The organism is Burkholderia sp. SRS-25, assembly GCF_004343765.1.
In the GTDB taxonomy this organism is placed as follows: Bacteria; Pseudomonadota; Gammaproteobacteria; order Burkholderiales; family Burkholderiaceae; genus Burkholderia; species Burkholderia contaminans.
In genome coordinates, this window is record NZ_PTXM01000009.1 from 16,800 (window position 1) to 39,408 (window position 22,609).

Sequence of the window (22,609 nt, forward strand, 5' to 3'; positions counted from 1 at the left end):
CCTGCATCGCCGCCTTTCGTTCCACCCGGGCCGGCATCGAACGATGCCGGCGTTGATGTTTTCGTGGAGTGAGTCAGATGAATCACGCAGCGAATCCCGCCGATCCCGATCGCGCCGCGGCGCAGGGCGGCAGCCTGTACAACGACGACCTCGCGCCGACGACGCCGGCGCAGCGCACGTGGAAGTGGTATCACTTCGCGGCGCTGTGGGTCGGGATGGTGATGAACATCGCGTCGTACATGCTCGCGGCCGGGCTGATCCAGGAGGGCATGTCGCCGTGGCAGGCGGTGACGACGGTGCTGCTCGGCAACCTGATCGTGCTCGTGCCGATGCTGCTGATCGGCCATGCCGGCGCGAAGCACGGGATTCCGTACGCGGTGCTCGTGCGCGCGTCGTTCGGCACGCAGGGCGCGAAGCTGCCGGCGCTGTTGCGCGCGATCGTCGCGTGCGGGTGGTACGGGATCCAGACCTGGCTCGGCGGCAGCGCGATCTATACGCTGCTGAACATCCTGACCGGCAACGCGCTGCATGGCGCCGCGCTGCCGGTCATCGGCATCGGGTTCGGGCAGCTCGCGTGCTTCCTCGTGTTCTGGGCGCTGCAGCTCTACTTCATCTGGCACGGCACCGATTCGATCCGCTGGCTCGAAAGCTGGTCGGCGCCGATCAAGGTCGTGATGTGCGTGGCGCTCGTGTGGTGGGCAACGTCGAAGGCGGGCGGCTTCGGCACGATGCTGTCGGCGCCGTCGCAGTTCGCTGCGGGCGGCAAGAAAGCCGGGCTGTTCTGGGCGACCTTCTGGCCGGGGCTGACCGCGATGGTCGGCTTCTGGGCGACGCTCGCGCTGAACATCCCCGATTTCACGCGCTTCGCGCATTCGCAGCGCGACCAGGTGATCGGGCAGTCGATCGGGCTGCCGTTGCCGATGGCACTCCTGTCGGTGGTGTCGGTCGTCGTGACGTCGGCGACCGTCGTGATCTACGGCAACGCGATCTGGGATCCGATCGACCTGACGAGCCGGATGACGGGCATCGGCGTGGGCATCGCGCTCGTGATCCTCACGCTCGACACGATGTGCTGCAACCTCGCCGCGAATCTCGTCGGCCCGGCCTACGACTTCTCGAGCCTGTGGCCGAAGGCGATCTCGTACCGCACCGGCGGGATGATCACCGCGACGATCGCGATCGTGATGATGCCGTGGAAGATCCTCGCGACGACGGACGGCTACATCTTCACCTGGCTCGTCGGCTATTCGGCGCTGCTCGGGCCCGTGGCGGGGATCCTGATGGTCGACTACTTCCTGATTCGCGGCACGCGGCTCGACACGCGCGCGCTGTTCGACGAGCGCGGCGGCTTCAGCTACGCGCGCGGCTGGAACCCGGCCGCGCTGGCCGCGCTCGCGGCCGGCGTGCTGCCGAACCTGCCCGGCTTCCTGCACACGGCGTTTCCGGCGTCGTTTCCGAACGTGCCGGCGTTCTTCAACACGCTTTACACGTACGCGTGGTTCGTCGGCCTCGTGCTGGCGTCATGCGTGTACGGCACCTGGATGAAGTGGCGTGCCGGACAGCACGCGCAGATCGCGAGCGCCTGATTCGGCACCCGACAGTCAACGAGGAGGCAACCCCATGGCAATCCTGATTCGTGGCGGCACCGTGGTCGATGCGGACCGTTCCTACCGCGCGGACGTGCTCTGCGCAGCTCCGGAGGACGGCGGCACGATCCTGCAGATCGCCGGGCAGATCGATGCGCCGGCCGGCGCGACCGTCGTCGATGCGCACGACCAGTACGTGATGCCGGGCGGCATCGATCCGCATACGCACATGGAACTGCCGTTCATGGGCACGACCGCGAGCGACGATTTCTACTCGGGTACGGCCGCCGGGCTCGCGGGCGGCACGACGAGCATCATCGACTTCGTGATCCCGAGCCCGAAGCAGCCGCTGATGGACGCGTTCCAAGCATGGCGCGGCTGGGCCGAGAAGGCGGCGGCCGACTACGGCTTCCACGTGGCCGTGACGTGGTGGGACGAGAGCGTGCACCGGGACATGGGCACGCTCGTGCGCGAACACGGCGTGTCGAGCTTCAAGCACTTCATGGCGTACAAGAACGCGATCATGGCCGACGACGAGGTGCTCGTGAACAGCTTCTCGCGTTCGCTCGAACTCGGCGCGTTGCCGACCGTGCATGCGGAGAACGGCGAGCTCGTGTTCCAGTTGCAGAAGGCGCTGCTCGCGCGCGGGATGACGGGGCCGGAAGCGCATCCGCTGTCGCGGCCGCCGGAGGTCGAGGGTGAGGCCGCGAACCGTGCGATCCGCATTGCTCAGGTGCTCGGCGTGCCGGTGTATATCGTGCATGTGTCCGCGAAGGACGCGGTCGATGCGATCACGAAGGCGCGCAGCGAAGGGCTGCGCGTATTCGGCGAGGTGCTGCCGGGCCACCTGGTGATCGACGAGGCCGTCTATCGCGATCCGGACTGGACGCGTGCGGCCGCGCACGTGATGAGCCCGCCGTTCCGCTCGGCCGAGCACCGCGAGGCGCTGTGGCGCGGGCTGCAGGCGGGGCAGTTGCATACGACGGCGACCGACCACTGCGTGTTCTGTGCGTCGCAGAAGGCGATGGGCCGCGAGGATTTCACGAAGATCCCGAACGGCTGCGGCGGTGTCGAGGATCGCATGTCGGTGCTGTGGCATCACGGCGTGAATCATGGCCGCATCACGCCGAACGAGTTCGTGCGGATCACGTCGACGAACGCCGCGCAGATCTTCAATCTGTATCCGCGCAAGGGCGCCGTGCAGGTGGGCGCCGATGCCGATCTCGTCGTGTGGGACCCGGCCGCGACCAGGACGATCTCGGTGAAGACGCATCACCAGCAGGTCGACTTCAACGTGTTCGAGGGGATGACGGTACAGGGCGTCGCGACCCACACGCTCACGCGAGGCGCGCTCGCGTGGGCCGACGGCGATCTGCGTGCCGTGCGCGGCGCGGGCCGCTATCTGAAGCGCCCGCCGGCGGCGAGCTACTACGAGGCCGCGCGGATCGCGAACCGGTTGCGCGAGCCGCATCCGGTCGAACGCGCCGGTTGAGCGTTGCGTATCGCGCGGGGCGTGTCGGTTCGAACGACACGCCCCTTGCATGTTTGAGCGTGCGTTTCCGTTCGTGCCGGCACCGCTCATCCCTCCTCTCCGCATCACGCCAATCCTCTCAATATTTGGGATGAATCGAGCGCGATCGCGTCTTGCCGATCTCCAGGTACATAGAACAACTGAGCAAGTCGACGCAGCACGCGACGTCGCGCAAACGCGACCATTTTGTTTGCGTTGTCGGCATGCATGCCGGCGAGTAATATCCACCGACGGCGTTGCGCAGGCGTGCCGGGCCGCCCGCCGAACAATCCAACAACATTGAGAGCAAGGAGTACGAGGTGGATATTCTGCGCAGTCTCCTGGGTATGCTGTTCCTGCTGCTGGTTGCCTATCTGCTGTCGAACAACCGGCGCGCAGTGAGCGGCCGGACCATGATCGCCGCGCTGTGCACGCAGCTGGCGATCGGCGCGCTGGTGCTGTTCGTACCGGCGGGCCGCACGGCGCTGGCGGGTGCCGCGAACGGCGTGAATCGCGTGCTCGACATGGGCAATCACGGCATCGCGTTCGTATTCGGCGGCCTCGTCGACAGCCGGATGTTCCAGCTGTTCGGCGACGGCGGGTTCGTGTTCGGCCTGCGCGTGCTGCCGATGATCATCTTCGTGACCGCGCTGATCGCGGTGCTGTACTACATCGGCGTGATGAAGTGGATCGTCGCGATCCTCGGCGCGGCGCTGGCGAAAGTGCTCGGCGTGAGCCGCATCGAGGCGTGCTCGGCGGTCGCGACGATCTTTCTCGGGCAGAGCGAGATGCCCGCGCTCGTGAAGCCGTTCGTGCGGAACATGACGAGCGCCGAGATCTTCACGGTGATGGCGAGCGGCATGGCGTCGGTCGCGGGTTCGGTGCTGGTCGGCTACGCCGGCCTTGGCGTGAGGATGGAATACCTGCTCGCCGCATCGTTCATGGCGGTGCCGGGTGGGCTGCTGTTCGGCAAGCTGCTGTATCCGACGGTCGAGCCGAGCCGCGTCGTGGTCGACGGGCTCGACTTCGACGACAAGCGGGCCGCCAACGTGATCGAGGCGGCGGCGTCCGGCGCGTCGGTCGGGCTGCGGATTGCGATCAACGTCGGCGCGATGCTGATCGCATTCGTGGGGCTCATCGCGCTGATGAACCTGATCGTCGGCGGCGTGGCCGCGTTCGCGGGCTTTCCGCAGATCACGCTGGTGGGTATCATCGGCCACCTGTTCGCGCCGCTCGCGTGGATCATCGGCGTGCCGTGGCACGACGCGGCGCTGGCCGGCAACTTCATCGGCGAGAAGCTGATCTTCAACGAGTTCGTCGCGTATGGCGACCTGTCACCGTACCTGAAAGGTGGCGAGCACGTCGCGGCGGCCGGCCTGCAGGTGCTCGACCCGAAGACGCTCGCGATCGTGTCGTTCGCGCTATGCGGTTTCGCAAACTTCTCGTCGATAGCGATTCTCGCCGGCGGCTTCAGCGCAGTCGCGCCCGAGCGTCGCTCGGAAGTCGCGCGGCACGGCCTGCGCGCGCTGACGGCCGCGACGCTGTCGAACCTGATGAGCGCCGCGATCGCCGGCCTGTTCTTTTCCCTGCATTGAGCCGGCAGCGGCCATCGATTGATCGAGGAGAGGCAACGATGTTCTTACCGCAGGAATTCATTCGCCGAAAGCGCGACGGGCAGCCGCTCGATCGCGACGGGATCGCCGCGTTCGTGCGCGGCGTGACCGACGGCAGCGTGACCGAGGGCCAGGTGGCCGCGTTCGCGATGGCGGTGTATTTCAACGACCTGAGCACCGACGAGCGCGTCGCGCTGACGCTCGCGCAGCGCGATTCGGGCGACGTGCTCGACTGGCGCGCGCTCGCGCTCGACGGGCCGGTGATCGACAAGCATTCGACCGGCGGCGTCGGCGATGTCGTATCGCTGATGCTCGGGCCGATGGTGGCCGCGTGCGGCGGCTACGTGCCGATGATCTCGGGGCGCGGGCTCGGCCATACCGGCGGCACGCTCGACAAGCTGAGCGCGATTCCGGGTTACAACGTCACGCCCGATACCGATGCGTTTCGCCGCACGGTGCGCGACGTCGGCGTCGCGATCATCGGGCAGACCGCGCGGCTCGCGCCGGCCGACATGCGCATCTATGCGATTCGCGACGTGACGGCGACCGTCGAGTCGATCGCGATGATCACCGCGTCGATCCTGTCGAAGAAGCTCGCGGCCGGACTCGACGGGCTCGTGATGGACGTCAAGGTCGGCTCCGGCGCATTCATGCCGACCGCCGAGAAATCGGCGGAACTGGCCCGCAGCATCGTCGACGTCGGCAACGGCGCCGGGATGAAGACGACCGCGATCCTCACCGACATGAACCAGTCGCTCGCGCCGTGCGCGGGCAATGCGATCGAAGTGGCGTGCGCGATCGACTACCTGACGGGCAAGTCGCGTCCGGCACGCCTGCATGACGTCACGATGGCGCTGTCGGCGGAGTTGCTCGTCACCGGCGGGCTGGCACGCGACGTCGCAGCGGCGCGCGCGAAGTTGCAGCAGGCGCTCGATACGGGTGCGGCAGCGGAACGCTTCGCGAGAATGGTCACCGCGCTCGGCGGCCCCGCGGACCTGATCGACGCACCCGCACGTCATCTCGCGCGGGCGGAGGTGATCGTGCCGGTTCCGTCGCGCACGAGCGGCATGGTGCAGCGAGTCGATTGCCGCGCGCTCGGGCTGGCGGTCGTGGCGCTCGGCGGCGGCCGCACGCGCGCGGCGGATGCGATCGACTACAGTGTCGGCCTGACGGCGCTCGCGGAGATCGGGCAGCGTGTCGATGCCGGCGAGCCGCTCGGTTACGTGCATGCCCGCGACGCCGTCGCGGCCGCGCACGTGGTGGACGCGATCCAGCGCAGCTACGGGCTGGGCGAGACGGGCGACGCGCCGCCGACCATTTATCAGCGGATCGGCTGACGGATCGCCGGTACCGACACCGGCGATCGCTGCACGTCACGGGCGTATCGCGATGGCCGGGATGCGGCCGCGCGGAAACACCCGGCACACAATCGGAGGCACGACGAGATGGAACGAAACGAACTGATCGAAGCGGCGAAGGCGGCGCGCGAACGCGCGTATGCGCCGTATTCGCGCTTCAAGGTCGGCGCGGCGCTGCAGGCGCGCGACGGGACGGTTTTTCACGGCTGCAATGTCGAGAATGCGTCCTACGGACTCTGCAACTGTGCGGAGCGCACGGCGATGTTTTCGGCCATCGCGGCCGGCTATCGTCCGGGGGATTTCACGCGGCTCGCGGTGGTGGGCGACACGGACGGCCCGATCGCGCCGTGTGGCGCGTGCCGTCAGGTGATGATCGAGATCGGCACGCCCGACATCGAAGTGATCCTGGCCAACCTGAAAGGGGCCGTCGAGGTCACGACGGCCCATGCATTGCTGCCGGGCGCGTTCCGGTTGTAACGGCGCGCGCTTTTCACGCTACGCGCCGCACGCATCACGCGCCGTCGCGCGCGTCGCGGATCGGGATCACAGTGCGTGCGCCGCACTGGCGCAGCAGGTCGCGCAGCTCGTTGATGACCGGAAACACCTCGTGGTTCCAGTCGGCGCCCTGGGCATCGTGCGCTTCCTGCTCGCGCTCGACGATCCAGCGATCCTCGCGGAAGATGCGCTCGGTGAACCAGACGAGCAGCGGCCACGCGAGATCGAGCGCGAACGGGATGCCGGGCTTGTGGATCGACAGCAGTCCGAACGTGCGGTTGGTGCGCTGCTCGGCGTCGAGCGGCACGTAGACGATCCACAGGTCCATCACGAGCGTGCCTTCGCTCGAACGGATCTGCAGCGTCTGGTACGGGTAGCCGGTGCGCACCGTCATCACGCTCTTGTCGGACTGGTCGGCCGGCTTCTTGCTGGCGCCGAACACGAGCGCTTCACCCACCGGCTGCTTGCCTTCCATCCGCGCGAACGTGTAATCGACCTCGACCCAGTCGTCGCCGCGGCGCCGGCCTACCGAGCGCGCGCGCATCTGCCCCATCTGCTTGCGGTGCAGGAACTGATGGTTCATGTCCATCAGGTTCTCGTGCATGAACGAGTAGTGGCACTTGACTTCGCGGCCGAAGCGGCGCGTCTTGTATGCGCGGTTGTCCGCCGATTCGAGCGCGGGGAACGGCCGGGTATCGGCGAGCGTCGCATCGCCCGGGAACACGAAGATCAGCCCGTGCGCTTCGCGGCACGGATACGCGCGCACGCCATTGGGCAGCCGCTCGCGGCCGAGGTACGGCACGTCGACGCAGCGGCCGCTGTCGCACGCGTAAGTCCAGCCGTGATAGCAGCAGCGCAGCGTCTCGCCGCTCACGACGCCCGCGTGCAGCGGCACCTGGCGGTGCGCGCAACGATCCTCGAGCGCATACACGGCGCCGGACTCGGTGCGCACGAGCACGATCGGATCGCCGGCGAAGCGCACGCCGAGCGTCTTGCCGCGTTTCAGCTCGCGCGACCACGCGAGCGGATACCAGTGATCGGGATGAATCGGCACGCGGCGCAGGTCGCGCACGGCCGCGCCGGAAGAGGGTTCTTCAAGGGTGCCGCTGTCAGGAATGGGCACTGCGCGCATGCGTGACGTCTCCGGGCTGAACTGGGATTCCAGGCGCCGCGTGATGCGGCGGGGATCTGGAGAAGTCTACGCGAAGTTGCCCGCCGAGGCGGAAGCGATGCGGGTTTGCCCCGGCACGGCGCGCGTGGTTTCGTTGATGTAGGGCAAACCGGCTCGAAGGCGGCGCGCGCTGGCCGTGCGGCGGGCGTCACCCCGTCAAGCGGCCGCTTGACGGTCACGAGCGCGCATCGCGCCACAGTACAGCGTCGGTGCGGTACAGCGCCGGGAAGTGCTGCTTCAGCCCGGTGATCTTCGGCATGTCGTTGTACGCGATGTACGGCGCGTCGGGGTGCAGTTCGAGGTAGTTCTGGTGATAGGCCTCGGCCGGGTAGAACCCCTTGTAGTCCTCGACGCGCGTGACGACGGGGCCCGGAAACACATGCGCGGTGCCGAGCTGCGCGATGTAAGCGGTCGCGACCGCGCGTTGCTGCGCGGTGGCCGGGAAGATCGCCGACCGGTACTGCGATCCTTCGTCGGGGCCCTGCCGGTTGAGCTCGGTCGGATCGTGCGCGACCGAGAAGAACACCTGCAGCAGCCGGCCGTACGTGATCTGGGTCGGGTCGTAGACGATGCGAACCGATTCCGCGTGCCCGGTCAGCCCCGAGCCGACGAGTGCGTAGTGCGCGGTTTCGGACGCGCCGCCCGCATAGCCGGCCGTGACCTGCTTCACGCCCTTCACGTGCTCGAACACGCCCTGCACGCCCCAGAAGCAGCCGCCGGCGAGCACGGCCGTCTCGTCGTGCGATGCGCCGGGCGTTTCGTCGAGCGTCGGGGCGGGCACGGTGCGCATCGGCTCGGCGGAATTGACGATGCGCTGGTAGCCGAACACGGCGGCAGCCGCGACGGCGATGGCGCCGATGCGCCGCAACATCGCCGTGCGCCGTTGCGGCGCGGGACCGCGGGGGGAGGTGGTGTTCACGGTGTGCTCCTTCGAAAGGCGGTATGGGAAGCGGGGGGGGGGCCGGATGCGGCGCCCATGCGCCGCGTCCTGCCGGGATCAGCCGAACGTGAACGCATACGCATTCACGCCGGGATCGAGAAACTCGATCGAGAACGTGCGGTCGGCGATCGCGCCGGGCTGCCGGACCAGCTGGTACAGGCGCTGCCCGGTCACGGTGCCGTAGCCTTGCGCATCGACGTCGCTGCCGTGCGCGGCACCGGGCGCCGCGCCGTCGAGCGTCACGCGAAAGCGCACCGGCTTGCCGTCCTCGCCGGGGCCGAGCACCAGGTGCAGGTCGCGTGCGTGGAAGCGGTAGACGATGCGGCCGGCCGGCGCCGCGAGCGTCGCGCGTTCGGCGCCGACCTGCCACGTGCCGGCGAGGCCCCAGTCGTTGAGATCGGGACGGGCCGGCTCGGCGTAGTGGTACGCCGCGTCGCGCACCACACCGCCCGGCGACATGAAGTCCTCGGCGCGTGCGTAGCCGACGTAGGTCTCGGGCGAGCGGACGTCCGCATTGTCGGCCGCCGCGAGCGCACCCTTCGCGGGCGCACCGGCGAGCCCGATCGGCACGTTCAGCGCTTCCGGATGGCCGGCCTCGGCGAGCAGCGACTGGATCGCGCGCTCCGATTCCGCGTATTCGCCTTCGCCGAAGTGGTGGCGGCGCACGCGGCCCTGCGCGTCGACGAAGTAGTGTGCGGGCCAGTATTCGTTGCTGAACGCGCGCCAGATCGTGAAGCGGTTGTCGATCGCGACCGGGAAGTCGATGCCGAGGTCGTGCACGGCCTTCTTCACGTTGCCGATGTCGCGCTCGAACGCGAACTCGGGTGCGTGCACACCGATCACGACGAGCCCGTAGGGCGCGTACTTGCGTGCCCAGGCGGTCGTGTACGGCAGCGTGCGCAGGCAGTTGATGCACGAGTACGTCCAGAAATCGACCAGCACGACCTTGCCGCGCAGGCCGGCCGCCGTCAGCGGCGGCGAGTTCAGCCACTGCACCGCGCCGTCGAGCGACGGCAGCGTGCCTTCGACGGGCAGCGCGGCCGGCGCATGCGTCGTCTCCACCGCGCGCATCATTGCGCCGCCGGCGATCGGCCCGCCGTTGGCCTGCGTGCCATCGGCAGCCGCGGCCATCATCGCGCCGCCGTTCGTGTCGTCGGCGGTGTTGCCGGTGGCGGCCATCGCCGCCGGTGTGCCCGGTGCGCCGCTCGAGCGCCCGCCGAGCCGATCGACGAGCTTCGTCTCGAGCCCGCCCGTCGTGACGGTCGACAGTTGAGCGAGCGCACCCGTATCGAGGCCGAGCGCGATCGCGCCGACGCCGGCCAGCAGCGCCACGCCGATCCCACGCTTGATCCATTCGCCGGCGCCGAGCGAGCGCTTCATCGCGGCGAACACCTTGCCGCCGATCACGAGCGCGACGCCGAGCGACGTCGCCGCGCCGGCCGCATACGCGACCAGCAGCAGCGTCGTGCCGACGCTGGCGCCACGCAGGGCGGCGCCGGTCAGCACGAGCCCGAGGATCGGGCCTGCGCACGGCGCCCACAGCAGGCCGGTCGCGACGCCGAGCAGCAGCGACGACGCAGGGCCGGCCGGGCGGCCGTCGCGCTGTGCGAAGCCGGTGAGCCGGTTGCCGGCGGCGACGAGCGGGCGCGTCAGGTGCTCCGCGAGGCGCGGCATCAGCAGCGTCAGGCCGAATACCGCGAGCAGCACGATGGCGACCCAGCGGCCGGCCTGGTTGGCCTGCGCGACCCAGCCGCCGCCGACGGCCGCGAGCGTCGCGACGACAGCGAACGTGAGCGCCATGCCGACGAGCAGCGGCAGGCCGCTGCGTACGAACGGCTGGTCGGCGCGCGCGAACACGAACGGCAGCACGGGCAGGATGCACGGGCTCAGGATCGTGAGCACGCCGCCGAGGTAGGCAAGGACGATGAGCAGCATGGTGCGTTCTCCAGTCGGTCGGAGGTTCGGGGCCGGATCAGGCGGCGGCGGGGTGGAAGGTGAGCGCGAGGCCGTTCATGCAATAGCGCAGGCCGGTCGGTTGCGGGCCGTCGTCGAACACGTGGCCGAGATGGCCGCCGCAGCGGCGGCAGTGCACTTCGGTGCGGATCATCCCGAACGACGCGTCGGTGTTCGTCGCGACCGCGTGGTCGAGCGGCTTCCAGAAGCTCGGCCAGCCCGTATGGCTGTCGAACTTGGCGGCCGACGAGAACAGCGCCAGGTTGCAGCCGGCGCACGCGAACGTGCCTTGCCGGTGCTCGTCGTTCAGCGGGCTGGTGTACGGCCGCTCGGTGCCGGCCTCGCGCAGGACCGAGTACTGCGCGGGCGTGAGCCGGCGATGCCATTCGGCGTCGCTGAGGGTGACTTCAAAGGGGGCGGCCGTCTGCGGGGTGGCCGGCGATGCGGCGAACGCACGGCCGACCAGCGCGCGGCGGCCGACGGACGACAGGGTCGCGAGCACGGCGAGGCCGGTGGCGCCGGCGAACAGCAGATGTCTGCGGGTGGGCATGATGGGCTCCTGGCGGCAGGTCCTGAAAATATGCGCCCATCGTAGTCAGCGGCCGGTGTCGAAGTCCTCACGGAAAGTTAAATGAATTGTGATATCCGGGCGATGCATGCGGCTTTTCGGTGACTCGAATATCTGAACGTAAATCATCGACGCGGTGACGCATGCATGCGTCAATTACTGGAATCGACTGGACAGAAACGCGATAACTTCGGGTGCAGCAACGGTCATGACCGTTCCGTGATCCATGCCCGGGTAGGTCTTGTACGCCAGCGACGGAGGAGGTGTCGTTGCTTGCAGACGTGAGACAAGTTCGTTAGTAAGCGTCGGTTGTACGAACACGTCTGCCGTCCCCTGAAGGATCAGCGTGGGCGCCGTCAATCGGAAGTTGGGCTCAACCGCCGGATCATTTGCGGCAAGATAGGCTTGCACTTCCGGCACGCTACTCCACTGAGGATTGAAGCCGGCGTATCCGGCAGTTGTCTTGGTCGCGATCAACTGACCGATCTGACCGAAGGCCGCGAACACGCATTTTGTCTTCAGGTCCGTCAACTGGGACGCCAGATCGGCGCCCATCAGCTTCGAAACGTCCACATTGGGCGAGCCGACTTGCACTGCGACAGTCAGCATGCCGACGAACAAATTCTGGATTGCGGTATAGAGAGCGGCATTCGCGGGATCGCCAGCGGCCATGTCGCTGAGCCCGTTGATTGACGCAGCGACAGACGTGAAGGGCGCGATCGCGACCGTGCCGCGAAAATCGAGGCTGGAGGCTTCACCGACAAAACGCTGGAGTTCGAGGACACCCCGCCCACCTTCCGAATGTCCGATGGCCGCCCAACGGGTGGAAAGCGGCGTGTCGCTCTCACGCGCCGCGACTACCGCCGCAATGATCGATCGCGCCTCGCTTGCTGAGCTGTAGTATCGGTACGGAGTGTTCTCGGCCGGCCCCAGGCCTTCGAAATCGGGAGCGACCACCGCATAACCTGCATGGACCAGCGATTCGATGAAGTCGCTGTAATGGCTCGGGAAACCTTGCGCGGTCAGTCCGCCGTCGAGCGTGTCCAGCGTCAGGCTCGGTGCGCATGTGGCTTGCCCCGCGGTCGTGGTACCGTGCGCCCACGCGACGATCGGCCATCCGCCCGCAGGTGCATTGCCCTTCGGAACAAACAACAGCGAAGTCGCGGGCGTAGTGCCGCCCGCCGTTGCCGGCATCGTATAGGTGAGAAGCGTTGCGTGCGCGTCCGGTACCGACGTGACGGCCTGAGGTACTGCAGACATCAGTCTGGCATACCCGGAGTTGACGTCGTCGCCCCCGCCGCAGGCTCCGAGCGTCAATGTCATCGCCATCATCCATGCAGTAAGCGCTCTCCGCCCTCGTGATTCGCATGAACGTCGCGCAACGGATGCTGTCTTGGGATGCTTTCCACGAACGTTGATCGAGCGAGATGAACTTGCTCGCTTTACCTCCGTCGACGAGGTCCGACAGGTTTCTTTGTGTTCATTCATGATGAGCGTGGCCGGTCAACCGTTGAAGGGAAGGATGGCGATCCCGGTGGAAGCATGCCGAAAACCATTTGCGCCGCGCGCCCCCCGCGAACCCGATACTCCAACGAGATCGCTTCAGCGCGGCGCGTCGACACATGAGTCGACGGGATCGCCGCGGATCAGAACCGATGTCGAATGGCGACGCGAATCGCGGTTTGGTGATTGGAGGTCGACGGCGTCAACTGATTGATGGACGCGACGGCGACTCGACCGGTCGAGTCGGTCCCGCTGGCACGCTGATAGGTGCCGACGAGGTAGACGTCGGTGCGCTTCGAGAGGAAGTAATCGGCTCCGACGGAAGCCTGATTGTAATGAGCTCCACCTTTGGAATCGGCGCCACTATTCCGCGTGTAGACATACGCGGCACCGATGAGGAATGACGGCGTGAACTGGTATTTCACGCTCGCTTCGACGTTGTCGAACTTTGCGGTTCCTGCGATGCCGCCAGCGGGCACCGGCCCGCTCGATGTGTCGCCAAGGTGACGGAACTGCGTATTGGAGTAGGTCGTTCCCAACGTCAGCGCGCCGATCGTATACGCGGCACCGGCGCCGATAACTTGCAGCGAATGCGCTGACGCATAGCCCGAGATCACCGGTGATGCGCCGAAGTTCGAGCCCGGCACTTCATTGACCGTGGCGGCGACGGTTCCGCCGGAGCCGTAGAACGACGTGTTCGGGTTTCGGACGTTGAGATAGCCGGCGCCCAAAGAAAGGGGACCATTCGCGTAACTGACACCGGCCGACCAGATCTGATTGCGGCCCGTATGTCCCGCGACACCGCCGAGCGAGTAGAGCGCGGTTGCCGTCACGCCATGAAAGACCGGGCTGGTGTACTTGATCGCGTTGTTGACGCGGTTCGTATTGTTGAAGTTGTCATTGTCGGACGGGTGAGCGGCCATGGAGCCGCCCCATTGATCACCCACCTCGAATAGGCCGAGCGTATCGACGACGGAATCGTATTGTCGCCCGAGCGTTACCGTGCCATACGGGCTGGACAGGCCAACGTACGCCTGCCGACCGAATCCGAGGCCGCCTTGGCCGAGCTTGCCGGTATTGACGTCAAACCCGTTCTCCATCACGGCGATCACACCATAGCCACTGCCGAGATCCTCCCGTACACGCAGCCCCCAGCGGCTGCCATTCAGCACGCCGCTCGAGAGATTGTAAAGGTGATGGCCAGCCGCATTGCTGACGTAGTTGGCACCTTCATCCAGAATCCCGTAGAGCAGTACGGTGCTTTGCGCACTTGCCGTACCGCTGACGAAGCCTGCCGCTGCGCAAAGCGCAATTGCCTTTCTCATTGAACGTCTCCAAAGTCTCTTCTGAATTTATTCGCCGTGACGTGGTGATTCATGGATCAAAAGTTGATTCGGAAGCCTTAATAAATTGAACCGATGAGTTTCCTTGGGAAGAGACTTCAGATCGGTACAACAGAATCTACCTGGTCCAGATATCGCTACGTTCGATGATTAGATTCGCCACCACCACCATCGTCAATCGGTTGGCCCGTCTGATTCCGTGCATTGGAATGCGCATGATCCGAGGCCGTGCGGATGGGGTAGAGACCCTTACGGGTAAACCGCGTCAAGTTGGAAAGAACGAAGCGAGGCAAGAGTCCCGTGTTGATTCGTCCTGGCAGAGACAATGTGAAGCGTGCTCAGATCGTCACGAGTGACGGAGATCCTTTCGGGTTGATTGCCTCGTTGTTCTGTCCGCACAGTCCGAAACAGGTTTTCGTCGCAGAGCAGGGGGGCTTGTGAATGAGAGGCCGGGTTCTGTGACCCATGGATGAGGAGGAAGCGCGGGAGCGTTCAGGCAGGTGATCGCGGTTCGTCGCGAGCATCGCGAAGCACTAACTCGAGATCACGCGCGGCCCGGTTAAGTGCCGGCACGACGTGTTATCCGAGCGCGCCGACATTCGGCCGATGTGATTGAATTCCAGTGCGGCATATGTCTCGGCACGTTCCTTGTCGTACGTTGTTTGATTTGGAACGGTTGTGCACCAGCCGTCGAATCGATGGCCGGTGCGTGCGAAGATGTGGCAGGGCAGATCAGACGATCTTGCGTGATCGCAAATCGGCAACCTCGCGTGCATCCAGTCCGATGCCGGCGAGAATTTCATCGGTATGCTCGCCGGTCAGCGGTGGTCGCGTATGGATCTCCGGCGGCGTGCGCGACAACGACACCGGCGTGGCGAAGATGGGCACCTTTTTCGGCGCACCGGGATAGTCCATCCAGCGGATCACGTCGGCCGCCTTGATGGTTTCGTCTTCCAGTGCCTGGCGTGGCGAATTGACAGGGCTGGCCGGGATGCGCGCCTGCTCCAGTTCGGCCAGCGCATCGGCGAGCGTCTTGTCTGCGCACCATGCGCTCATGAGTTCGCTCAGGAACGCACCGTTCTCGCCGCGCAGCCTGTCATCGGCGAAGCGCGGATCGTCGAGGAGTTCCGGCCGGCCCATGAGTTGCGTCCATCGTTTGAACATCGGACGGCCGATGACCTGGGTGATGAACCAGCCGTCCGTCGCCTTGAAGATGTCGGACGGCGCATAGCCGGACGCGCGGTTCAGCGTGGCCTGGCGATCCAGCCCGAGCAACGCTTCCTCGATCAGCGCGCCGCTGGCCATGTTCAGGCCGGTGCACAGCAGCGACGCGCTGACTTCCTGTCCCATGCCGCTGCGCTGGCGTTCGTAGAGCGCCAGCATGACGCCGAGCGCACACGAGAACGCCGTGGCGAAGTCCACCACCGGAACCATGGCCTTTTGCGGCCGATCGGGCGTACCGGCGATGTACACCGCGCCGCTCAGTGCCTGGCCGACACCATCGAAGCCCACGCGGTCGCGCACGGCCTCGCTGTTGCCGAATGCATTGGACGCAACGAGGATGATGTCGGGCTTGATTGCGCACAGGCTGTCGTAGTCGAGCCCGAGGCTCTTGAGCGTGCGGGGCGGCATGTTCGCGATCACCACGTCGGCATCGACAACCAGCTTGCGCACGATATCGCGCCCCTCGGGGCTGTCGAGATCAAGCGTCATCGAGCGCTTGTTGCGGTTGACCTGCAAGAACAGCGCGCCTTCACCGTGTTCGGTCACGGGTACGATATATCGATCCTCGCCGCCGCCAACGCGATCGATGCGAATGACGTCCGCACCGTAGTCGGCCAGCAGCGCCGAGCAGAACGGCCCGGCGATGAAGCGTCCGAAATCGAGGACCTTGATGCCTTCGAGTACTTTCATGTTTCGTGTGCGGTTGAGTCAGGCGGAGGTCGCGGCAGCGCGCACTTCGTCGAGCGCGCCGGGGTTGTCGAGTGACGACAGGTCGCCCGGGGGCTGCCCGCAGTACACGCTACGGATCACGCGCCGCATGATCTTGGAGCTGCGCGTCTTCGGCAGTTGCGCGACCACATGTACACGGCCCGGCCGGAACGGGCGACCGAGACGCTTGTCGACGTGGCCGGACACGATGGCCTCCAGATCCGCACCCGTGCCACCGGCGCCGGGCTTGGGCACGACGAACACGACGAGTTTCTGCCCCTTGTCCGCATCGGCGACACCGATCGCGGCCGCCTCGGCCACGTCCGGCAGTTCCAGCACGACTTCCTCGACCTCGGCCGGCCCCAGGCGCTTGCCCGCGACTTTGAGCGTGTCGTCGGAGCGGCCCATCATGAAGTAGTTGCCTGTGGACGTGCGCAGCGCCAGGTCGCCGTGGACCCAGATGCCCGGAATGGTCTGCCAGTAGGTTTCCAGGTAGCGTTCGTCGTCGTGCCAGAACGACTGCGTCATGCCGACGAACGGAGCGCGAATCGCGAGCTCGCCGATTTCGCCGGTCACGCTCTGACCGTCGGCATTCACCACGTCTGCGGCCACGCCGGGCGAGACGGTATTGAAGCCGCTCGGCGGAATCGGCCGGATCGGAACGCTCGCGAGCAGGGCGCCCGATGCCTCGGTGCCGCCCGTGTAGTTGATGACGGGCGCCGTGCCGTCGCCGAAGCGCTGCAGGAACCAGTTGAAATGCTCGGGCGCGATGCCTTCGCCCGCCGTGATCAGTAATCGAACGGTGGAGCGATCGCCCGCGAGCGCGAGCGCCTCGTGGCTGGCCATCCCGCGGATCAGCGTGGGCGCCGATCCGAAGTGCGTGACGCGGTGACGTTCCACCACGCGCGACATGCGCGACCAGTCGGGGTAGTCCGGCGCGCCGTCGTAGCACACCAGCGTCGCGCCCCGCAGCAGCGCGCAGCCGAGCACCAGCGTACCCGCGATCCAGCCCATGTCGGCGGGCCAGCAGTAGACGTCGCCGGGATGCACGTCGAAGTGAACCAGCGAATCGTGCGCGATCTTGATCGGGAAGCTCCCGTGCGTATGCACCACGCCTTTCGGCTTGCCCGTGGTGCCCGACGTATAGATCACCATGAACGGCGTATCGGGCGTGACGGACACCGGCGGGACGCCCTGGCCCTGTCCGGCGCTTGCCGTTTCCTGCCAGTCGAGGTCGCGTGTATCCTGAGCGGTGTCGCCTTCGCCACGCTTCCAGATCACGTGTTCGAGCAACGGCAGCTGGCGCCATGCGTCGCGCAGCGCGCCCTGTACATCCACTCGCTTGGTCCGGCGTGAGAAGCCGGTGGATGCGATCACGATGCGCGCCTCGGCAGCCGACAGGCGAGCCACGATCGCATCGACCCCGAAGCCGCTGAACAACGGCACGGCCAGCGCGCCGAGATGCACGATGGCCAGCAGCGAGACGGTCGCCTCGACGCCGTTTTCCATCAGCAGGCCGACGCGGTCGCCCTGTCTGACACCGTGCCGTACGAGTCCCGCGGCGAAATCGCTGACGCGCTGCTCCAGCTCCGCGTAGGTCAGCTCGCGGACGCTGCCGTCTTCCCGCTCGGCGACAACGGCCTTTTGTTGCGCAGTGGCGGGGTTGCGCGCCCAGCCATAGATGGTGTTGACCCAGTTGAGTTTGCCGCCGGGGAACCAGCTCGGAAACTGCGGGCCGCGCGACAGGTCGGCGTAGCCTGTCGGCAGTGCGTCCCATGCGATTGCGCATTCATCCATCACCGTCGTCCAGTAGCGCTCCGGCTCCGCGATCGACACACGCATCAGTTCTTCGTACGACGGCACGCCCAATGCGTGCATCAGTTTCACGATGCCGGCGTGCTGCATCTCGCGCTGGCCGGGTTGCCACACCTGGCCGGATTCACGGTTGCTCATGATCGTCTCCTGCCTTATGCGCGCTCGACAATCATCGCGATGCCCTGGCCGCCGCCGATGCACATCGTTTCAAGGCCGTAGCGGACCTTGCGGCGCTGCATTTCGTGCAGCAGCGTGCTCATGATGCGGACACCCGTCGCGCCCACGGGGTGGCCCAGCGAGATGCCGGAGCCGTTCACGTTGAGCTTGTCTTCCAGCGTCGCCATCGAGCTGCCCCAGCCCTTCACGCAGGCCAGCGCCTGGCACGCGAACGCTTCGTTCAGCTCGATCAGGTCCATCTGGTCGAACGTGAGGCCGGTGCGTGCCAGCACCTTCTGCACGGCAGGCACCGGGCCGATGCCCATGCGGGCCGGGTCGCAGCCGGCGGCGGCCCAGCCGACCAGCCAGCCGATCGGCGTCAGGCCGAGTTCGTCGAGCTTGTCCTCGGCCACGATCAGGCAGGCGGCGGCCGCGTCGTTCTGCTGGCACGCATTGCCGGCCGTGACGACGCCGTCCTTCATGATCGTACGCAGCTTCGCGAGGCTTTCGATAGACGTTTCGCCGCGTACACCCTCGTCCTGAGAGACGATCAACGCGTCGCCCTTGCGCTGAGGCACCGATACAGGAACGATCTCGGTATTGAAATATCCGGCCTGCTGCGCGGCGGCGGCGCGCTGATGGCTGCGTGCGGCGAAGCGGTCGGACGCGTCGCGCGTGATGTCGTATTCGCGCGCCAGCGTCTCGGCGGTTTCGATCATGCCGCTGATACGGCCGAAGCGGCTTTCCGGTTGCGAGCGTTCACGTCCACGGTCGAGCCGGTCGTGCATCGTGACCGAACCTGCCCGCTTGCCCCAGCGCATGTCGGTGGTATAGAACTCGACGTTGCTCATGCTTTCGACACCGCCTGCCATCACCACGTCGGCCGCGCCGGTCTGCACCATCATGGCTGCCGTGGCGAGCGCCTGGACGCCGCCGCCACAGCGCCGGTCCAGCTGCATGCCGGCCACTTCGATCGGAAAACCTGCCTGCAGTGCGACCCAACGCCCGGTGCACGGCGTTTCGCCGCTCGCATAGCTTTGCGCGAACACGACGTCGTCGATGCGTGCGGGATCGAGCCCGGTACGCTCAACGACGGCGCGCGCGACGGTCGCGCCCAGTTCCTCCACGGGAACGCCCTTCAACGCTCCGCCAAACGCGCCCACGGGGGTGCGCAGCGGGGAGACGATGGCTGCTCGTTTCATTTCGAATGCCTCTTGATTGTCATCAATATTCAGCCACCCAGGTTCGCGTGTCACGCGCCGGCAGCCATGTTCGTTGCAATGCCGTTACCGGATCAGCCGTAGCGTCCGCCCGTGACGTGCAGCACTTCGCCGCTGATGAAGCCGGCGCGCTCACTGGCGAGGAAAGCCACCGCGTCGGCGATGTCGTCCGGACGCCCGACGCGCTTGATCGGCTGCGCGGCCACGGCGCGTTCCTTGATCGTTTCGTAGGTCGGCAGCGCTTGCACCATTTCCGTTTCCATGAAGCCCGGCGCCACGCAGTTTGCCGTGATCCCGTAGCGGCCTTCTTCCATCGACAGCGCCTTGGCCATGCCGATCAGACCCGCCTTCGCAGCCGAGTAGTTGGCCTGCGTGGGATTGCCCAGATAAGCGCGCGAGCTGATGTTGATCAGCCGGCCCCAGCCCTGCTCGATGAAATGCGGCATGACGGCCCGTGCGGCCAGGAAGGCGCCCTTGAGCATGACATTCATGACGAAATCCCAGTCGTCTTCGCTCATCTTGACCAGGTACTTGTCACGCGGTGCACCGGCGTTGTTCACCAGGATATGCACGCCACCGAAGTGCTCGATCGTTTGGTCGACGAGGCGCTGGACGTCTGCTTCCCGCGTGATGTCACCTACGATGCAGTGTGCGGCCAGACCGTCGTCCTGCAGCGCCTTGGCCGTGGCTTGCGCCAGTTCGGCGTTGATGTCGGTGATGACGACGCTCGCCCCTTCCTGTGCGAGCCGGCGCGCGGTGGCGGCGCCCAGGCCGCGAGCCGAGCCCGTGACGATGGCAACTTTGCCGGTCAAACCCAGATCCATTTGTGTCTCCTGAAGAATTGTGTTTCAGCGCAGATCGACCCGCGCGTTGGTCAAAACCACCACGTTGCGCTCCACGGCCGTGACGCGCAGTGAAACCGTGTTGCCGCGTATCCACATCTCGGTGCGCAGCGTATCGCCGGGCCAGGCCGGCGCGGTGAAGCGCACGCGCATGCCTGCAAAGCGTGTGTCGTCGTAGGCCAGCACCGTACGCAGCACCGCATGCGCCGCGACGCCCATCAAGGCCATGCCGTGCAAAATGGGGCGGGGAAACCCTGCCGCAGAGGCCACGGCCGGATCGGCGTGCAACGGATTCAGGTCGCCGCTCAATCGATAGATCAGTGCCAGTTGCGTCGGGGTGGTGAACTCGCATACACAGTCCGGCGCTCCGTCAGGCATTGCGTGCGGTGTCGGCAGGGCGTCGGTGCTACCGCCTTCGCCGAACCCGCCATCGCCGCGCAACAGGCTCAGCTGGACGACGGTGGCAAGCAGGTTTCCCGTCTCGGCATCCGCGATGTCGCGCGTCTGCTGGAGAAATGCGCCTTTGTTTTCCCCTTTGTCCCACAGGCCGGTGATGCGCGTCGTGCCCGTGACGCGGCCGCTGGCCGGCAGGGGCGCGTGAATCCTGATTTCCTGCTCCGCGTGCAGGATCTTTTGCCAGGTGATGCCCGTGTCCGGTTCGCGTGCCCAGAAGCCCGGGTACGCGAGCACGTTCGCCATGGTCGGCAGCGCACGGAGCGACGCGCCGTCCTTGCCTTCGTAGACGTAACGCAATTGCCCGGCGTCGAGCGGGTCGGCGCCGAGGCCCACGCCGAGCGCATAGAGCTGGGTGTCGCGCAGCGAGTACGCATGCTCGATGGGCGGGAACGGGCGGGACAGCAAGTGATTCGGCTGGAGCGGCATGGTGGACGTAACGGCAGTTGATTCGAGCTCTTACGATGGAACCGGCTCGAACGGCGGTCAACGGATCGCCGGACGTTGTTCCGTACCTTGGCAGGAGCTGCCATACCTGTCGTGGCCGATCGCCAATGCCAGCCTTGTCGTGGCACTTTCATTCTGCGGAACGTTTTCGGCGGATCGGTTGTATCGCGTTGTCGGCCGGCGCAGCATCGGAGCATGTTCATCCCTTCATCTGGCGTACCGACATGATTCGCGATCAAGAAACGCTCAACGGCCTGCTCGAGTCCATCGCCCGCTTCGTACGCGAGCGGCTCATGCCCAATGAAGAACTCGTTGCGGAAACCGACGAAATTCCCGACGACATCGTCGCCGACATGAAGGCGATGGGCCTGTTCGGCCTCACCATCCCGGAACGCTTCGGCGGCCTGGAGCTGACCATGGAAGAGGAGGTGCTGGCGGTGTTCGAACTGTGCCGCGCGTCGCCGGTATTCCGGTCGCTGCTGGGCACCACCGTGGGCATCGGTTCGCAGGGCATCCTGTTCGACGGCACGCCCGAGCAGCAGGAGAAGTATCTGCCGCGCCTCGCGACTGGCGAGCTGATCGCGTCGTTCGCACTGACCGAACCGGAAGCGGGCTCCGACGCGGCGTCACTTCGCACCACGGCGATCCGGGATGGCGATGACTACGTGGTCAACGGTACCAAGCGCTTCATCACGAACGCGCCTCACGCGGGCATCTTCACGCTGATGGCCCGCACCAATCCGGACGACAAAGGCTCGGGCGGCATTTCGGCGTTCATCGTCGATGCGAAAGCGCCTGGCATCAGCTTCGGCAAGCGCGACAAGAAAATGGGGCAGAAAGGTGCCCATACGTGCGACGTGATCTTCGATAGCGTGTGCGTGCCGGCAGCGAACCTGATCGGCGGGAAGGAAGGGCAAGGTTTCAAGACGGCGATGAAGGTGCTGGACAAGGGCCGCATCCATATCGCCGCGGTATGCGTGGCTGTGGCCGAGCGAATGCTGTCGATGGCGTTGTCCTATGCGATGGAGCGCAAGCAGTTCGGCAAGCCGATCGCCGATTTCCAGCTCGTGCAAGCGATGCTGGCTGACAGCAAGGCCGAGATCTATGCGGCTCGCAGCATGGTGGTCGACGCCGCGCGCCGGCGCGACGACAAGCTGCCGGTCAGCACCGAGGCCTCGTGCGCGAAGCTGTTCGCCTCCGAGATGTGCGGCCGCGTGGCCGATCGCGCCGTGCAGATTTTCGGCGGCGCCGGCTACATGGCCGAATACGCGATCGAGCGCTTCTATCGCGATGTGCGCCTGTTCCGCATCTATGAGGGCACGACCCAGATCCAGCAGGTGGTGATCGCCCGCAACATGGTCCGTGACGCTCAATGAAGCGCGACGCGAAGGGTGCAATGACGGCTGTCGACGAGCATGCCGAAGCACGGCGCGACAGGGCGACGGAGGCCGAACGATCGTTCGCACGCCCGAGCCCGGACGGGGCGCGGCGCGATGCCGCGAACTGGGCGTGGGTGGGCGGCAGCGCTGACTGGATGGACCACACATCGTTGTTCATGCACCACGACTAACGCGGGTTGCGGGCTTCTGCATGCCGCCCCGATGCCGCCAGCAGGTCGGCTGAGTGCTGTTCGTCGTCGCGATGCCGATAGCGACTCCCGGCAGAACTCGTGAGAATGCAGATGCCCGGAAGCAGTCCGATGCA

General features: G+C 66.3%; 18 protein-coding genes. 7 read left to right on the forward strand and 11 right to left on the reverse strand.

What is annotated here, in order from left to right:
* Window positions 1–77 precede the first annotated feature (77 nt).
* The 5 genes from C5O79_RS13635 to C5O79_RS13655 all read left to right on the forward strand — a co-directional run bounded on the left by C5O79_RS13635 (window position 78) and on the right by C5O79_RS13655 (window position 6,544).
* Window positions 78–1,586, forward strand: coding sequence for an NCS1 family nucleobase:cation symporter-1 (locus tag C5O79_RS13635; RefSeq protein ID WP_046547267.1), 1,509 nt, complete (start codon window positions 78–80; stop codon window positions 1,584–1,586).
* 34 nt (window positions 1,587–1,620) lie between these two features.
* Window positions 1,621–3,078: a dihydropyrimidinase gene (gene hydA, locus C5O79_RS13640; protein ID WP_122478455.1), complete on the forward strand. Its 1,458-nt coding sequence runs from the start codon at window positions 1,621–1,623 to the stop codon at window positions 3,076–3,078.
* Between the two features lie 338 nt (window positions 3,079–3,416).
* The gene (locus C5O79_RS13645; RefSeq protein WP_046547269.1) at window positions 3,417–4,691 is read left to right on the forward strand and encodes a NupC/NupG family nucleoside CNT transporter; all 1,275 of its coding nucleotides are present in this window, start codon (window positions 3,417–3,419) and stop codon (window positions 4,689–4,691) included.
* A gap of 38 nt (window positions 4,692–4,729) precedes the next feature.
* Entirely contained in the window at window positions 4,730–6,046 is a 1,317-nt protein-coding gene (gene deoA, locus C5O79_RS13650) for a thymidine phosphorylase (RefSeq protein ID WP_131931398.1), read from the forward strand.
* Between the two features lie 3 nt (window positions 6,047–6,049).
* Window positions 6,050–6,544, forward strand: coding sequence for a cytidine deaminase (locus tag C5O79_RS13655; protein ID WP_260437035.1), 495 nt, complete (start codon window positions 6,050–6,052; stop codon window positions 6,542–6,544).
* A 34-nt stretch (window positions 6,545–6,578) separates the two neighbouring features.
* On the opposite strand, the gene C5O79_RS13660 is transcribed toward C5O79_RS13655, so the two are convergent.
* The 11 genes from C5O79_RS13660 to C5O79_RS13710 all read right to left on the reverse strand — a co-directional run bounded on the left by C5O79_RS13660 (window position 6,579) and on the right by C5O79_RS13710 (window position 20,887).
* Entirely contained in the window at window positions 6,579–7,694 is a 1,116-nt protein-coding gene (locus C5O79_RS13660; RefSeq protein WP_046547271.1) for an aromatic ring-hydroxylating dioxygenase subunit alpha, read from the reverse strand.
* 214 nt (window positions 7,695–7,908) lie between these two features.
* Window positions 7,909–8,604 carry a peptide-methionine (S)-S-oxide reductase MsrA gene (msrA, locus tag C5O79_RS13665; RefSeq protein ID WP_122478460.1) on the reverse strand — a complete coding sequence of 232 codons (696 nt, stop codon included), beginning with the start codon at window positions 8,602–8,604 and terminating at the stop codon, window positions 7,909–7,911.
* A gap of 126 nt (window positions 8,605–8,730) precedes the next feature.
* Entirely contained in the window at window positions 8,731–10,608 is a 1,878-nt protein-coding gene (locus C5O79_RS13670; protein WP_122478462.1) for a cytochrome c biogenesis protein DipZ, read from the reverse strand.
* A 37-nt stretch (window positions 10,609–10,645) separates the two neighbouring features.
* Window positions 10,646–11,176 carry a peptide-methionine (R)-S-oxide reductase MsrB gene (gene msrB, locus C5O79_RS13675; protein ID WP_039343235.1) on the reverse strand — a complete coding sequence of 177 codons (531 nt, stop codon included), beginning with the start codon at window positions 11,174–11,176 and terminating at the stop codon, window positions 10,646–10,648.
* A gap of 174 nt (window positions 11,177–11,350) precedes the next feature.
* Window positions 11,351–12,517: an alpha/beta fold hydrolase gene (locus C5O79_RS13680; RefSeq protein WP_163009079.1), complete on the reverse strand. Its 1,167-nt coding sequence runs from the start codon at window positions 12,515–12,517 to the stop codon at window positions 11,351–11,353.
* A gap of 323 nt (window positions 12,518–12,840) precedes the next feature.
* Window positions 12,841–14,022, reverse strand: a complete 1,182-nt coding sequence (locus C5O79_RS13685) for a porin (protein ID WP_039343236.1) — start codon at window positions 14,020–14,022, stop codon at window positions 12,841–12,843.
* 750 nt (window positions 14,023–14,772) lie between these two features.
* Entirely contained in the window at window positions 14,773–15,954 is a 1,182-nt protein-coding gene (locus tag C5O79_RS13690) for a CoA transferase (protein ID WP_122478466.1), read from the reverse strand.
* Between the two features lie 18 nt (window positions 15,955–15,972).
* Window positions 15,973–17,928, reverse strand: a complete 1,956-nt coding sequence (locus C5O79_RS13695; protein ID WP_122479055.1) for an AMP-binding protein — start codon at window positions 17,926–17,928, stop codon at window positions 15,973–15,975.
* 11 nt (window positions 17,929–17,939) lie between these two features.
* Window positions 17,940–19,145, reverse strand: a complete 1,206-nt coding sequence (locus tag C5O79_RS13700) for an acetyl-CoA C-acetyltransferase (protein ID WP_046547283.1) — start codon at window positions 19,143–19,145, stop codon at window positions 17,940–17,942.
* A gap of 92 nt (window positions 19,146–19,237) precedes the next feature.
* Window positions 19,238–19,987 carry an SDR family NAD(P)-dependent oxidoreductase gene (locus C5O79_RS13705; RefSeq protein WP_043185634.1) on the reverse strand — a complete coding sequence of 250 codons (750 nt, stop codon included), beginning with the start codon at window positions 19,985–19,987 and terminating at the stop codon, window positions 19,238–19,240.
* Window positions 19,988–20,011: 24 nt separating this feature from the next.
* Window positions 20,012–20,887, reverse strand: a complete 876-nt coding sequence (locus C5O79_RS13710; RefSeq protein ID WP_047853011.1) for a MaoC/PaaZ C-terminal domain-containing protein — start codon at window positions 20,885–20,887, stop codon at window positions 20,012–20,014.
* Between the two features lie 242 nt (window positions 20,888–21,129).
* On the opposite strand from C5O79_RS13710, the gene C5O79_RS13715 reads away from it, so the two are divergent.
* Window positions 21,130–22,281 carry an acyl-CoA dehydrogenase family protein gene (locus tag C5O79_RS13715; protein ID WP_131931428.1) on the forward strand — a complete coding sequence of 384 codons (1,152 nt, stop codon included), beginning with the start codon at window positions 21,130–21,132 and terminating at the stop codon, window positions 22,279–22,281.
* Window positions 22,278–22,475, forward strand: a complete 198-nt coding sequence (locus C5O79_RS38105; protein WP_165935641.1) for a hypothetical protein — start codon at window positions 22,278–22,280, stop codon at window positions 22,473–22,475. The genes C5O79_RS13715 and C5O79_RS38105 overlap by 4 nt, the downstream gene beginning before the upstream one ends.
* The last annotated feature ends 134 nt before the right edge of the window (window positions 22,476–22,609 follow it).